This is a genomic window from Ralstonia sp. 24A2, assembly GCF_051783885.1.
In the GTDB taxonomy this organism is placed as follows: domain Bacteria; phylum Pseudomonadota; class Gammaproteobacteria; order Burkholderiales; family Burkholderiaceae; genus Ralstonia.
Map to the genome: position 1 here is coordinate 2,411,100 of NZ_JBPVZD010000002.1, position 14,447 is coordinate 2,425,546.

A 14,447-nucleotide genomic window follows, 5' to 3' on the forward strand; every position below is an offset into this window, starting at 1 on the left:
TGGCGCCCCATTTCCGGTGTCACCTGCTATGCACACTCCAATCACCCCCACCGGCCTCGAAGCCCAATCCGAACTGCGCCGACGTCTGCGCTCGCGCCACCTGATGATGATCGCCCTGGGCGGCGCCATCGGCACTGGCCTGTTTGTCGCGTCTGGCGCTTCGATTGCACAGGCCGGCCCCGGTGGCGCCCTGCTCACCTACACGCTGATCGGCGTGATGGTTTATTGCCTGATGACGAGCCTGGGCGAACTGGCGGTGTACCTGCCGGTGTCGGGTTCGTTCGTGACCTACAGCCGGTTGTACGTCGAGGAAGGCTTTGGTTTTGCGCTTGGCTGGAACTACTGGTTTGCGTTGGCCGTATCCGTGGCGGTGGAGCTGGCGGCTGCTCAACTGGTGATGAAATATTGGTTCCCAGGGGTATCGGGCATGGTGTGGAGTGCCGCGTTCCTGCTGCTGATGTGGGGCCTGAACGCCTTCTCCGTACGCGGCTTTGGTGAGGCGGAATACTGGTTCTCGATGATCAAGGTGGTGACCATCGTGGTGTTCCTGGGGATCGGCTTGGCAATGATCTTCGGCATCATGAAGGGTGGGCCGCACTCGGGCTGGCAGAACTTCACCGTGGGTGACGCGCCGTTCGTGGGCGGGCTGCCGGCCATGGTGGGCGTGGCGATGATTGCCGGATTCTCGTTCCAGGGCGTCGAGACGATCGGCGTGGCTGCCGGCGAGGCAGAAAACCCGGCCCGCACGATCCCCCGCGCCATTCGCCAAACGTTCTGGCGCATTCTGCTGTTCTATGTGCTGGCGATCCTGATCATCGGTGTGCTGCTGCCGTATACCGATCCGAACCTCCTGCGCAATGAAGCGACAGATGTTGGCGTGAGCCCGTTTGCGTTGGTGTTCCAGCATGCGGGCCTGGCGTTTGCCGCTGGCATGATGAATGCCGTGGTGCTGACGGCGCTACTGTCGTCGGGCACATCGAGCCTGTATGTGTCGACGCGGATCCTGTACGACCTGTCGCTCGAAGGCCAGGCACCGCGCTGGTTTGCCAAGGTGTCGGGCAATGGCGTGCCGCATCGCGCGCTGCTCGCCACTTCGGCGGTGGGCGCGCTGTGCTTCTTCAGCTCGCTCTTTGGCGATCAGGTGGTGTATCTGTGGTTGCTGAACACATCGGCCGTGACGTGCTTCATTGCCTGGTTCGGCATCGCCGTGGCGCACTACCGGTTCCGCAAGGGGTTCGTGAGCCAGGGGCATTCGGTGGACCAACTGGCTTACCGCTCGCCGTTCTTCCCGTTCGGGCCGATCATGGTGGCGATCCTGTGCGTGGTGATTATTCTTGGGCAGAACACCAAGGCGTTGTTCGCACCGATCGATAACTTCGGCCCCTTCGTTGCGACCTACTGCGGGGTGTTCTTGTTTGTGGCGATCTGGTTGGGGTATCGTTGGAAGTTCAAGACGCGGTTTGTGAAGTATGCGGAGATGCAGTTCAGTGAAGCGCATCTCAAGCAGGCCAAAGCAGCCTCGGAAGCCGCCTTGACCACAGCAGGCGTCGTCGCACGCTGAGGGACGCGCCCGCTGCCTTGTGGTGCCTCAAACGAGACCACCAGATTTAGGGACCCACCGACCGAAGCGTCGAGAGATTGACCGCATTGGCCATCGCCGCGTAACCCGCGTCGTTGGGGTGGAGGTGATCCCCACTGTCGAATGCCGGTCGCAGGTTCTGCGGGCTTGCCGGATCACGTAGCACCGCGTCGAAATCGACCACCGCGTCGAACGCGCCACTGGTTCGGATCCAGTTGTTCACCGCCTGGCGGGTCGCCTCTTTCTGCGGCGACCAGTAGTTCGGGTACGGCTCCTCTGAACCCTTGAACGGCGTCAGCGTGCCGCCCATGATCTTGATACCGTGCTGGCGGCTACGCACGATGATCTGCTTGTATCCGTTAATGATCTCTTCAGCTGTCACGGGCGGGCTGGTGGGGGCAAGGGATGTCCCAGGAAAGCCAATGTCGTTGATCCCCTCCAGCAAAACGACCCACTGAACGCCCGGCAGGCTCAGGACATCCCGGTCAAAGCGCGCCAGGGCGCTCACACCGGCCAGGTCTGCGAGGACGCGGTTGCCGGCAATACCCTGGTTGAGCACGGCGAACGCGCCCCATGGGCCATTGCTGTTCAAACGCCGTGACAGCACATCCGGCCAGCGCTTGTTGGCGTCGGTCGTGGAATTCTGACCATCCGTAATCGAGTCCCCAAACGCAACGACGGTGCGCGGCTGGTTCTGCGCCTTGACCAGCAGGCCAGACACATAGAACCGGCTCGTGTATTGCGTTGGCGATGGCTGATCTGGCGCGGCCGTGTTGTCGCTGCTCGATACATAGGCGGTTTGCGCCGCGTAGTTGTGGATCGTCCCCAGTGTCGTCGCATTGGGCAGGAACAGCGAGATGGCAACATCCGACAGCGGTGCAACGGGAAGGTCGATCGGGTCACTGATCAACGGCGCGCCAGCGTGGAGCGTGGTGGTGGCCTTTCCGCCAAACGTGACGGTGCGATCGGAGTTCGGGAGGATTCTCGAGCCCCCGGCAGACAGCGCGACATGCACCGGGCCGACGATTACGGGCGCCGTCCCAAATTCATTGCTCAACCGCAGGCGCAGTTGGCCGCCACCCACGCTGGTATGGACGATCTGGCGAATGGTCGTTGCTGCGGGAAAACTCTTAGGGGCAGTCGGATAGATATTGCGATCCGCGCTGGCCGTCCAGGTTGCTACCCAACGGTCATTGAATCCGTTGGCCCGGTTGTCCTCGTCGGCATGCAGCGCCGGAGAGGCCAAGGAGATAAAGGTGATCGCCGCTATTGCACGGCCAAGACGCTGCGGAAAAAAGCTTCTGCGCATGTGGTGTCTCCATTGAGTGTTATCGCATGAGTTGGACCAGGTCGAATGCATGGCCCATTCGATTCGTAGCGACCGATCTCACTGACTTCAAGGAGAAATTTGTCAACTGAGGCAGCGGCTCTCGACAAAAGAAAAGGCCCGCACGGTCATCCATGCGGGCCATCTGTCGAACGTGACGCGGAGAGCGGCGCTTAAACCTCCAGCCACTCCTGCCGGACCTTCGCATCCGCCTTCAACTGCTGGGGCGTTCCCTCAAACACGATCTGCCCATGCCCCATCACATATACGCGCTGTGAGATGTCCAGGGCAATGGCCAGCTTCTGCTCCACCAGCAGTACCGAAATCCCCCGCTCCTTGAGCGTCTTCAGATACTCGCCCACCAGCGTCACGATCAGCGGTGCGAGCCCTTCAGTCGGCTCATCGATGATGATGAAATCCGGGTCGCCCATCAGCGTGCGGCACAGCGTCAGCATTTGCTGTTCGCCTCCGGACAGCACCCCTGCCGGCGTGTTCTCCCGCTCCTGCAGCCGGGGGAACATGCGGTACATGTCTTCCAGCTGCCAACGCGGCTTCGGCTGGCTCGGGTTGCGCTTCTCGCCCAGCAACAGGTTCTGCCGTACCGTCAGCGTCGGGAAGATGTCGCGGTTCTCCGGCACATAGCCGATGCCTTGATGTGCCACCTCGAAGGTGCGCAGGCCGCTCACGTTCTTGCCGCGCAGCAGGATCTCGCCTTCGTGCTTGACCATCCCCATGATGGATTTGGCCAGGGTCGAGCGCCCCACACCATTGCGCCCCAGCAGGGCGACGATCTCGCCCTCGCCCACGTGCATGTCGACGCCGTGCAGGATGTGGCTCTTGCCGTAGTACGCGTGCAGGTCGCGCACCTCCAGCATTGGAGTATTCGTTGCCATCAATGCGCTCCTGCAGGTTCGTCCAGCGTGGTGCCGAGATAGGCCTCCTTCACGCGGCGGTTGTTGCGAATGGCTTCGGGCGTGTCGGTGGCAATCACCTCGCCGTAGACCAGCACCGAGATGCGATCGGCCAGGCCAAACACCACGCTCATGTCGTGCTCGACCATCACCAGCGTCTTGCCAACCGTCACCTTGCGGATCAAGTCGACCGCGTGGTCGGATTCGGAGCGGCTCATGCCGGCAGTCGGCTCGTCGAGCAGGATCACGTCGGCACCGCCGGCGATGGTGATGCCGATCTCCAGTGCACGCTGCTCGGCATACGTCAGCATGCCTGCGGCGGCGTCGCGTCGGTGCGTCATGCCGATCTGCTCCAGCACTTCCTCGGCACGTTCACGTGCATCGCGCAATTCGGCCAGCTTGTGCCAGAACGAATACTTGTAGCCCAGCGACCAGAGCACCGCGCAACGCAGGTTCTCGAACACCGTCAGCCGATGAAAGATGTTGGTGATCTGGAAGCTGCGCGACAGACCCTTGCGGTTGATCTCGAACGGCGCCAAGCCGCTGATCTCCTCCCCGTTCAGACGCACGCTGCCCGAGCTAGCCGGGAAGCGGCCCGAGATCAGGTTGAACGTGGTCGACTTGCCGGCACCATTCGGGCCAATGAGCGCGTGGCGCTCGCCCTTGCCGACGGTGAGGTTCACACCTCGAATGATCTCGGTTTGGCCGAAACGCTTACGGACGTCACGCAGTTCGAGGGCTGGAATTGGTTGGCTCATGGTTGCGGCTCCTGCAAGGCGTTGTCCCAGGCGGTGCGCAGCTTGCTCGCTGCGGCACGCAGGCCGAAGGCGCCCACCAGCCACAGCACGGCAGTCACGGCCCACGGCATCCAGGTGGTCGGTGCGACGGACATGCCGAACAGCGTTGCCACGCCGCCCGAACCCTCGTCCTGCACGGCGTAGATCATCTCCACGGTGGAAATCAGCGCCACCAGCAGAATGACCGCCGGCACGAATGCCACGCCGTAGGCCGGCAGCAGCGTCTTCAGCTTGCCGCGCCGCGCGATCGGCAGATGCATCACCAGCAGGCTGGCGATGCCGCCCGGCGCATACATGACCATCAGCACGAAGAACAAGCCCAGATACAGCAGCCACGCCTTGGTGATCCCCGACAGCGCCACAGTAAAGAACACCGTGAGCACCGCGCCGATGATCGGGCCGAAGAAGCTGCCCATGCCACCGATGAACGCTGCCAGCAGCACCGCGCCCGAGCGCACGGCCGAGACGTTCTCCGCCGTCACGATCTCGAAGTTGATGCACGACAGCGCCCCCGCAATGCCTGCGAAGAACGCCGACAGAATCACCACCAGAAAGCGCACGCGCTGCGTGTTGTAACCGATGAATTCCACTCGCTCAGGGTTGTCGCGCACGGCGTTGGCGATACGGCCCAGCGGCGTCTGCGTCCACGCGTACATCAGCGCCATCGAGATCAGGCACCACGCAGCGATCAGGTAGTAGACCTGGCGCGCAGGCCCGAAGGAGACGCCCGCAAGCGCATCACCGATGCTGCGGTTGGTCGACACCCCGCCTTCCCCGCCGAAGAAATCCGGGAACATGAGCGCGCTGGCGAAGACCATCTCGCCAATGCCCATTGTGATCATCGCGAACGTCGTACCCGCTTTCTTGGTGGTGACGTAGCCGAAGATCACGCCGAACAGCGCGCCGCCCAGGCCACCCACGATGGGCAGCAGCGCCACGGCCAGCGGCCCGGCGATGCCCAACGACTGCATGCCACCGATCTTGTTGAGCAGGTGCACCGCCATGAAGGCCCCCAGGCCGGCGTACACCGCGTGCCCGAACGACAGCATGCCCGACTGCCCCAGCAGCATGTTGTACGACAGCGCGAAGATGATCATGATGCCCATCTGCGAGAGCAGCGTGATGGCAAAACCCTGCGGCCAGATCAGCGGCAGGACGATCATCACCAGCGCCGTGATGCTCCAGATCAGCCAGCGGGCGAGGTTGACCGGCCTGAACTTCATCGTTCGTGCGCGATCATTGGCCGGCAATGCCCCGTGTTGTTGCGCTTGTTGGTGCATAGTGCGTTCCATTTAGCTCTCCCGCGTACCCATCAGCCCACGCGGGCGGAAGATCAGCATCAGCACCAGCAGCAGATACGGCAGCACCGGTGCGACTTGCGCAATCGTCAGGTTCCAGACCGAGATGAGCGGCACGTCCGGATTGAGCGTGACACCGATCGTCTGCAGCACGCTCGTCACCGAGATATCCAGCGTGACGGCAAACGTCTGGATGCAGCCGATCAGCAGCGATGCGATGAACGCGCCCACCAGCGACCCCATGCCGCCCACCACCGCCACCACGAAGACGATGGAGCCGACTGCCGCCGCCATCGACGGTTCGGTCACGAAGGCATTGCCACCGATCACGCCGGCCAGCCCAGCCAACGCACAACCGCCGCCAAACACCAACATGAACACACGCGGCACGTTGTGGCCAAGCGCTTCCACCATGTCCGGGTGCGTGAGTGCCGCCTGAATGACGAGGCCGATGCGCGTGCGCGTGAGCAGCAGGAAGATGCCCACCAGCATCAGCAGCGACACCAACATCATGAAGGCCCGGTACTTGGGGAACGACGATGTGAACAGCGTGAACAGCGGACCGTCCAGCACCTCTGGCACGCGGTACGGCACGGCCGGCAGGCCCCACACCAGCTTCACGCCTTCTTCAATGAGATACGCCAGGCCGAAGGTGAACAACAGCTCAGCGACATGCCCGTAGCGGTGCACGGTACGCAAACCAAAGCGCTCGACCACCGCGCCCAGCGCGCCCACCAGCAGCGGCGCCACGATCAGCGCAGTCCAGAAGCCCAGATACCCGCTGACGACGTAGGCGAAATACGCGCCCAGCATGTAGAAGCTGGCATGCGCAAAGTTGAGAACGCCCATCATGCTGAAGATCAGCGTCAGGCCCGAAGACAGCATGAACAGCAGCAGCCCGTAGCTGATGCCGTTCAAGAGATTGATGACTAGGAATTCCACGCTACAGCCCTCTCGGCAAGGCATGGACCGTCCCGCGAAAATGCGGTGTCGGTCCACGCCTTTCCCCGTTTAAAACATCGCCGCACGATAGCATCGGGCGGCCCTTCGGCACACCACCTACCGTTTTACTGCGGACGTTTCATCTGGCAGGAGGTTGGCTGCGACGCGACGTACTGATCCAGTACGGCGTCGGTCTTCCAGCCGTAACCGGTGTTTTCCTGGTCGTATTTGACGTTCTTGCCGTTGGTCTTTTCCCAGGTGGCGATGTAGAGCGGCTGCTGGCCCTGGTGGTCCGAGGCGCGCATCTCGAAGGTACCGTTCAGGCTGTCGACCTTCATGCCTTCGAAGGCCTTGGCAACCTTGGCAGGCTCGGCCGACTTGGTCTGCTTGATGGCCTTGGCCAGCATGGCAACGCCGGTGTACGAGGCCATCAGGTAGAAGTCGTCGTTGTACTTCTTCTTGAAGCCGTCGACGATGTCGGCGCCCTTGTAGCCGTCGTTGTTGACGTTCCAATAGCCGACAAACTTCACGTGGTCGGCACCGGCCGCGCCCATTGCTGTCGGCACGCCTGTGGTGGCACCGTAGTACGTGTAGAAGTTGGCGTTCAGGCCCGCGTCCTTACCGGCCTTGATGAGCAGCGCCAGGTCGCTACCCCAGTTGCCGGTGATGACGGTATCCGCGCCGGACGATTTGATTTTCGAAACGTACGGCGAGAAGTCCTTCACCTGTGCCAGCGGGTGCAGATCCTCACCCACGATCTCGATGTCCGGGCGCTTGCGCTTCAGGTATTCCTTGGCTGCACGCGCCACCTGATGGCCGAACGAATAGTTCTGGTTGATCAGGTAGACCTTCTTGACCTTCGGATCCTTGGCCAGGTAGCTGGTCAAGGCTTCCATCTTCATGTCGGAGTTGGCGTCCAGACGGAAGTGCCAGTAGTTGCACTTGCTGTTGGTCATGTCCGGGTCCACCGCCGCGTAGTTCAGGTAGACGATTTCCTTGCCCGGATTGCGCTCGTTGTACTTGGCAACCGCATCTTCCAGCGCCATGCCGACGCTCGATCCATTGCCCTGCACGATGTAGTGGATGCCCTGGTCAGCCACCTGCTTGAGCACAGTCAAGCTTTCCTGCGGCGATAGCTTGTTGTCGAACCCCACCACCTCGAACTTGGTGCCATCGCCAGCCCAGTTCTTCTGCGTGGCCATGTCGGCGATGTACTGCCAGCTGCGCAACTGGTTCTGCCCCAGCGCGCCCATCAGGCCAGACAGCGGGTCAATCCAGGCGATCTTGACGGTTTCAGCGGCGGACGCAGCAGCACTCCCCAGCGCCCCACCGATTGCCACCACACTTGCCACAGCCACAATCAACGGACGGAACTTCGTCATGCGTGTCTCCTTCAGGTGGTGGAGTCGCCGGCGAGTCACTCTCCCGCGTGCCACTGGTGGGCACGTCGGCTGCTTGCGTCTCCAGGTTGCAACGCGCCCGGGCTTCATTCCGCCGCATCCCCATTGCTGGTGGATGCGCGGCGGCCGGCCCTGATCCGGTTGTCTTACGTCCGCCGTCCTCACGCCCGGCCTATTGCCGGTGCGCGGGCGGCGGTTTCTGTTCTGACTGCTAGGCCTGTGCGGCCGGGAACTGATAGTCCTTGAACTGCTCGCGCAGCTTGAGCTTCTGCATCTTGCCGGTAGCCGTGAGCGGAATCTCGGTGACGAACACCACGTCATCCGGAATCCACCACTTGGCAACCTTGCCTTCGAAGAACTTGAGCATCTCCTCACGCGTGAGTTCGGCGCCCGGCTTCTTCATTACCACCAGCAGCGGGCGCTCGTCCCACTTCGGGTGGTAGCAGGCAATGCAAGCTGCCATGTGCACGGCGGGGTGCGCGGCGGCCACGTTCTCCACATCGATGGACGAAATCCACTCACCGCCGGACTTGATCACGTCCTTGCTGCGATCGGTGATCTGCATGTAGCCATCGGCGTCAATATTGGCGACGTCCCCCGTGGGGAACCAGCCATCCACCAGTGGTGAATGGTCGCCGCGGAAATAGCTGTCGATGATCCACGGCCCACGCACGTAGAGGTCGCCAAAGGCCTTGCCATCCCACGGCAACTCGTGGCCTTCCGCGTCGACGATCTTCATGTCGACGCCGTAGATGGCGCGGCCCTGGCGCTCGAGTACGTGCTGCTTGGCTTCTTCAGGCAGATCGGCGTGTTTGCCCATCAGCTTGCAGGTCGTGCCCAGCGGCGACATCTCCGTCATGCCCCAGGCGTGGATAACTTCCACGTCGAGCGATTTCAGCGTGCGGATCATGGCTGGCGGCGCGGCCGATCCACCAATCACGGTACGGCGGAACGTCGAGAACTTGAGGTTGTTGGACTGCACGTGCTGCAGCAAGCCCAGCCACACCGTCGGCACGCCTGCGGAGAAGGTCACCTTCTCCTGCTCGAACAGCTCATAGATGGAAGCGCCGTCCAGCTTCGGCCCCGGGAAGACCAGCTTGGCTCCCACCAGCGGCACCGAATACGGCAGCCCCCACGCATTGACGTGGAACATCGGCACCACCGGCAGGATCACGTCCTGCGCCGAGCACCCCAGCGCATCCGGCAATGCCGACGCGTACGAGTGCAACACGGTGGAGCGATGCGAATACAGCGCGCCCTTCGGATTGCCCGTCGTGCCCGACGTGTAGCAGAGGCTGGAAGCGGTGTTCTCGTCGAACTGCGGCCAGGTGTATTCGGCACTCTGCGCGTCCAGCAACTCTTCATAGCAGAGCATCGGCACGCTGGAGGTGGGCATGTGTGCGCGATCCGTCATCGCCACCCAGCCCTTCACGTTCGGGCAATGCGCCGCAATGCCCTCAATGAGTGGCACAAAGGTCAGGTCGAAGAAGACGTACTGATCGTCAGCGTGATTGACGATGTAGGCGATCTGGTCTGGAAACAGCCGCGGGTTGATGGTGTGGCACACCGAACCCGAGCCAGACACGCCGTAGTAGATTTCAAGATGGCGATAGCCATTCCAGGCCAGCGTACCGACGCGCTCGCCGGGCTGCACACCGAGTGCTGCCAGCGCATTTGCCAGTTGCTTGGAACGATCTCGCACTTGCCGGTACGTGGTGCGATGGATATCGCCCTCGACACGGCGCGACACGACTTCAGTCGAACCGGAATTGCGCGCTGCATGTTCGATGATGGTCGAGATGAGCAAAGGGTTGCTCATCATTTGTCCCATCAGGGCCATGGTGTCTCCTAGAAAAACTGAACAACCGTTCTATTTTTTGGCCGATTGTTCCCGTGATCGTCTAGCGCGTCAACGGGTTGTTGTTGTGCGCTGCCACATCGGCCCCCATGTTTACCCGGCCATCTGAAAAACCCTGCGAACCGTTGTGGTGCAAGGGTTCGCAGGCTGCAGCTTTTTTTACTGCCAAGTACAATACGCGATAGCGTTGCTGCGTCTCAACATGGCGTTTTCCCCTACGCAGAGCGCATTTTTCCGCACTGCGGAATTTACAACTTTCGACGATTCGGCACTGTTTTTGCGCCATTTCCCGTGCTAATCGAGCGCCCTGATCCATGCCGACTTCCCCTGCCGTCCTGCCTGACGATTCCCTTATCAGCACCTTCGACTGGGCCGGCCGCCCTGCCACTGCCCCCGGATTCTCTGCACTGGGTGAGCGTTTTCTGACGCGTCTGCGCCCCATGCCGATGTCCTCGGCGGGCGCGCCGTATCTCGTGGGCTTCTCACCCGATGCGGCTGCCCCGCTGGGCATTGCGCGCGCGGCACTCGATACACCTGCTGGCCTGGATGTGTTCACGGGCAACACAATTGCCGCCTGGAGCGCCCCGCTCGCCACGGTCTACTCTGGTCACCAATTCGGCGTGTGGGCCGGTCAGCTAGGCGACGGCCGCGCGTTGCTGCTGACGGAACTGCAAACCGCCGATGGCCCCTGCGAAATCCAGCTCAAGGGCGCGGGCCGCACGCCGTATTCGCGCATGGGCGACGGACGTGCCGTGCTGCGCTCATCCATTCGCGAATTCCTGTGCTCAGAGGCGATGGCGGGCCTCGGCATTCCCACCACGCGCGCACTGTGCGTGACCGGCTCCGATGCCCCAGTACGCCGCGAAGAGATCGAAACCGCCGCCGTCGTCACGCGCCTGGCGCCGTCGTTTGTGCGCTTCGGTCACTTCGAGCACTTCGCCGCCAACGAGAAGCTGCCCGAACTGCGCGCGCTGGCCGACTACATCATCGACCGCTTCTACCCGGACTGCCGCACCGCACCACAGCCCTATCTGGCGATGCTGCGTGAAGTCGCCCGCCGCACCGCCGAGTTGATGGCGCAATGGCAGGCCGTCGGCTTCTGCCACGGCGTCATGAACACCGACAACATGTCGATCCTCGGCCTCACGCTCGACTACGGCCCGTTCGGCTTCCTGGATGGCTTCAACGCCAACCACATCTGCAACCACTCCGACACCGGCGGCCGCTACGCCTACGCCCAGCAACCGCAGATCGGCTACTGGAACCTGTTCTGCCTGGCGCAGGCGCTGCTTCCGCTGTTTGGCGAAGATCCCGACGCTTTCGTCGACATAAGCGACGAAGCGCAGGCCCAGCCCGCCATCGACGCCGCGCAAGACACGCTGCTCACCTACCGTGACGTCTACGGCGCAGCCTTCCACGCCCGCTACCGCGCCAAGCTCGGCCTGTCGACCGCGCAGGATGCCGATGAAACGCTCTTCGGCGACCTGTTCAAGCTGCTGCATACCCAGCGTACGGACTACACGCTCTTCTTCCGCCACCTCGCCGACGTGCGTCGTGACGACACCCCCGCCGCGGCAGAAGCGCGCACGGTGCGCGACTTCTTCCTCGACCGCGCCGCCGCTGACGTATGGCTGGCCGCCTATCGCCAGCGTCTGCAGGCCGAGCCGCAATCCGACGATGAGCGCGCAACCGTCATGCACCGCGTCAACCCGAAGTACGTGTTGCGCAACCACCTGGCCGAAATCGCCATCCGCCGCGCCAAGGAGAAGGACTTCTCCGAGGTCGAAAACCTGCGTGCCGTGCTGGCCCGCCCGTTTGACGATCACCCAGGCTTCGAGCACTACGCGCAGCCGGCACCGGATTGGGCGTCATCGCTGGAAGTGAGCTGCTCGTCGTGATCCGACATGCGGCAAGCGTGATGCGCTGGAACTGACGCCGTGCTCTAATCCGCGCCTGTCAGGATCGCCGCCGCAACACGACAAAACAACGTCAGCCGCCCACGAAGCAGCTCTCGATACCCACAAGGAGTCTCATCACATGACCGTCCAGAAAACCAACGCCGAATGGCGTGACCAGCTCTCCGACATCGAATACCGCGTCACCCGCGAAGCCGCCACCGAACGCCCCTTCACCGGCGAGTATTGGGACCACTGGGAGCGCGGCGTCTACAACTGTGTGTGCTGCGGCACCCCGCTCTTTGAATCGTCGACCAAGTTCGATGCGGGTTGCGGCTGGCCCAGCTACTTCCAGCCCATCAACGGCGAAGTGATCGCAGAGAAAACCGACCGCTCGCATGGCATGCTGCGCATCGAGGTGCAATGCAAGAACTGCGGCGCACATCTGGGCCACGTGTTCGAAGATGGCCCTGCCCCGACCGGCCTGCGGTATTGCATCAACTCGGCTGCGCTAAAATTCGGCGATTAATCTTCCGCACACGTCCGCACAAGCGCGCTTCGCATGAAATTCCTGTTCGATCTGTTCCCGGTCATCCTGTTCTTTGCTGCCTTCAAGGTGGCCGGTATTTATGTGGCGACCACCGTCGCAATGGTCGCCACCGTGCTGCAGATCGCCTGGGTGTGGTTCAAGCACCGCAAGGTGGACGCCATGCAGTGGCTGTCGCTGCTCATCATCGGCGTGTTTGGCGGCGCGACGCTCATCTTCCACAACGACACCTTCATCAAGTGGAAGCCGACGGTGCTGTACTGGCTGTTTGGCGTCGTGCTGCTGGGCAGCGTGGTGTTCGTTCGCAAGAACCTGATTCGCGCCATGATGGAGCAGCAGGTGTCGCTGCCCGAGTCGATGTGGGGCCGCCTGAATGCAGTCTGGGCGATCTTTTTCCTGGCCATGGGCGGCCTGAACCTGTACGTGGCCTACCACTACGACACCGATGTCTGGGTCAACTTCAAACTGTTCGGCTCGATGGGCCTGATGGTGGTGTTCATCCTGGTGCAGAGCGTCTGGCTGGCGCGCCATATGCAGGAGCGCCCCGCCGATGCCGCCAATGACCCCAGCACCAAGGACAACTCGAAGGAACAGATCTGATGGCCGCCGAATTTGGCAACATCGCGCGCGAGATCGAGCGCCTGTTGCGCGAAGCCTTCCAGCCCACGCACCTCGTCGTTGAAGACGACAGCGCCAAGCACGCCGGCCATGCCGGCGCTGCCTCCGGCGGTGGGCATTACAACGTCGAAATCATCAGCTCAGCCTTTGCCGGCAAGAGCCGCGTTGCGCGTCATCGCATGGTGTATGATGCGCTGCACACGCTGTGGCCGGCGGCGATCCATGCCCTGGCGATCCGCGCGGTCACTCCCGAAGAAAACACGTAAGCGCATTCCACGCTCACTCGTCCTTCCCTCGAACGCAATCCCATGAAGATTTCCAGCCTTACCGCCAGCCTGCTGGCTGTTGCCCTTGCTGCGACCGTTGCACCCGCCATGGCGCAGAACGCCGCCGTGGTCAACGGCAAAGCCATCCCGAGCGCCAAGGTGGACGCGCTGATCAAGAAGTCGGGCCAGCCCGAATCGCCGGAGTTGCGCAGCAAAGCCCGCGACATGCTGATCGACCGCGAACTGATCGAGCAGGACGCCGCTAAGCGTGGTCTGCTGGAGCGCGATGACGTGCAAGAACAGCTGGCCGCATCCCGCCTGAACGTGCTGGTGGCCGCCGAGTTCGAAGACTACGTCAAGAACAGCCCCGCCACTGAAGAAGAACTGCAGAAGCAGTACGACAAGATCAAGGCGCAGTTCGGTAACGGCAAGGAATACCACGCTCACCACATCCTGGTGGACAAGGAAGCCGACGCGAAGGCGATCATCGCCAAGCTGAAGGCCGGCGGCAATTTTGAGGCCATCGCCAAGGCCCAATCGAAGGACAAGGGATCGGGCGCCAACGGCGGCGATCTGGACTGGGCCAACCCGGGCACCTACGTGCCGGAGTTCTCGGCAGCCCTTACGGGCCTGAAGAAGGGTGAGATCACCCAGACGCCAGTCAAGTCGCAATTCGGCTGGCACGTGATCCGCCTGGACGACACGCGCGATGCGAAGATCCCGTCGTACGAAGAGGTCAAGCCGCAGTTGCTCGAAATGATGATGGGCGACCAGAACTGGCAACGCAGCAAGTTCCAGGCAATGCTGAAGGATCTGCGCGAGAAGGCGAAGATCCAGTAACAAGCGCCCCGCACACGGGGCCGTCAAAAAAAGGGGCTACGTGCCCCTTTTTGATTTTTGGGCTGCAGATAGATTGCGCACAACCCGAAACCCCTGCCCCGTCAATCAGGTATGCCCCAAAACGCTTCTGAAGTGTTTGCTGAAAAGCAGTGAGATTTGTCTCATAATG

Annotated in this window: 14 protein-coding genes; 6 read left to right on the top strand and 8 right to left on the bottom strand. The window is 62.2% G+C overall.

What is annotated here, in order from left to right:
• Positions 1-28: 28 nt before the first annotated feature.
• Entirely contained in the window at positions 29-1,561 is a 1,533-nt protein-coding gene (locus ACS13N_RS16140; protein ID WP_438932572.1) for an amino acid permease, read from the top strand.
• 46 nt (positions 1,562-1,607) lie between these two features.
• Here ACS13N_RS16140 and ACS13N_RS16145 read toward each other — a convergent pair whose 3' ends face one another.
• The 8 genes from ACS13N_RS16145 to ACS13N_RS16180 all read right to left on the bottom strand — a co-directional run bounded on the left by ACS13N_RS16145 (position 1,608) and on the right by ACS13N_RS16180 (position 10,428).
• Positions 1,608-2,939 carry an SGNH/GDSL hydrolase family protein gene (locus tag ACS13N_RS16145; protein WP_438932573.1) on the bottom strand — a complete coding sequence of 444 codons (1,332 nt, stop codon included), beginning with the start codon at positions 2,937-2,939 and terminating at the stop codon, positions 1,608-1,610.
• 140 nt (positions 2,940-3,079) lie between these two features.
• Positions 3,080-3,799 (bottom strand): ABC transporter ATP-binding protein, encoded by a 720-nt coding sequence (locus ACS13N_RS16150; protein WP_199031238.1) that lies wholly within the window; start codon positions 3,797-3,799, stop codon positions 3,080-3,082.
• The gene (locus tag ACS13N_RS16155; RefSeq protein WP_438932574.1) at positions 3,799-4,575 is read right to left on the bottom strand and encodes an ABC transporter ATP-binding protein; all 777 of its coding nucleotides are present in this window, start codon (positions 4,573-4,575) and stop codon (positions 3,799-3,801) included. Before ACS13N_RS16155 ends, ACS13N_RS16150 begins: the two co-directional genes overlap by 1 nt.
• Entirely contained in the window at positions 4,572-5,906 is a 1,335-nt protein-coding gene (locus tag ACS13N_RS16160; protein ID WP_438932575.1) for a branched-chain amino acid ABC transporter permease, read from the bottom strand. Before ACS13N_RS16160 ends, ACS13N_RS16155 begins: the two co-directional genes overlap by 4 nt.
• Positions 5,907-6,854: a branched-chain amino acid ABC transporter permease gene (locus tag ACS13N_RS16165; protein WP_438932576.1), complete on the bottom strand. Its 948-nt coding sequence runs from the start codon at positions 6,852-6,854 to the stop codon at positions 5,907-5,909. It abuts the gene before it with no gap.
• Positions 6,855-6,979: 125 nt separating this feature from the next.
• The gene (locus ACS13N_RS16170; RefSeq protein ID WP_048932434.1) at positions 6,980-8,236 is read right to left on the bottom strand and encodes a branched-chain amino acid ABC transporter substrate-binding protein; all 1,257 of its coding nucleotides are present in this window, start codon (positions 8,234-8,236) and stop codon (positions 6,980-6,982) included.
• A 229-nt stretch (positions 8,237-8,465) separates the two neighbouring features.
• On the bottom strand, positions 8,466-10,094 hold the full coding sequence (locus ACS13N_RS16175; protein WP_438932577.1) for a 3-(methylthio)propionyl-CoA ligase: 1,629 nt from the start codon (positions 10,092-10,094) through the stop codon (positions 8,466-8,468).
• Positions 10,095-10,155: 61 nt separating this feature from the next.
• Positions 10,156-10,428: a hypothetical protein gene (locus ACS13N_RS16180; RefSeq protein WP_438932578.1), complete on the bottom strand. Its 273-nt coding sequence runs from the start codon at positions 10,426-10,428 to the stop codon at positions 10,156-10,158.
• Between ACS13N_RS16180 and ACS13N_RS16185 the strand changes: the two genes are divergently transcribed.
• The 5 genes from ACS13N_RS16185 to ACS13N_RS16205 all read left to right on the top strand — a co-directional run bounded on the left by ACS13N_RS16185 (position 10,427) and on the right by ACS13N_RS16205 (position 14,278).
• A complete protein-coding gene (locus ACS13N_RS16185) occupies positions 10,427-12,010 on the top strand; it encodes a protein adenylyltransferase SelO (protein ID WP_438932579.1) in 1,584 nt (527 codons plus the stop codon). The two genes, ACS13N_RS16180 and ACS13N_RS16185, sit on opposite strands and share 2 nt — an antisense overlap.
• Before the next feature lie 139 nt (positions 12,011-12,149).
• Complete coding sequence (gene msrB, locus ACS13N_RS16190) at positions 12,150-12,536, top strand: peptide-methionine (R)-S-oxide reductase MsrB (RefSeq protein WP_021194541.1); 387 nt, start codon at positions 12,150-12,152, stop codon at positions 12,534-12,536.
• A gap of 33 nt (positions 12,537-12,569) precedes the next feature.
• Positions 12,570-13,154, top strand: a complete 585-nt coding sequence (locus ACS13N_RS16195; RefSeq protein WP_438932580.1) for a septation protein A — start codon at positions 12,570-12,572, stop codon at positions 13,152-13,154.
• Positions 13,154-13,438 (top strand): BolA family protein, encoded by a 285-nt coding sequence (locus ACS13N_RS16200; RefSeq protein ID WP_438932581.1) that lies wholly within the window; start codon positions 13,154-13,156, stop codon positions 13,436-13,438. The genes ACS13N_RS16195 and ACS13N_RS16200 overlap by 1 nt, the downstream gene beginning before the upstream one ends.
• Before the next feature lie 42 nt (positions 13,439-13,480).
• On the top strand, positions 13,481-14,278 hold the full coding sequence (locus tag ACS13N_RS16205) for a peptidylprolyl isomerase (RefSeq protein ID WP_438932582.1): 798 nt from the start codon (positions 13,481-13,483) through the stop codon (positions 14,276-14,278).
• Positions 14,279-14,447: the final 169 nt, after the last annotated feature.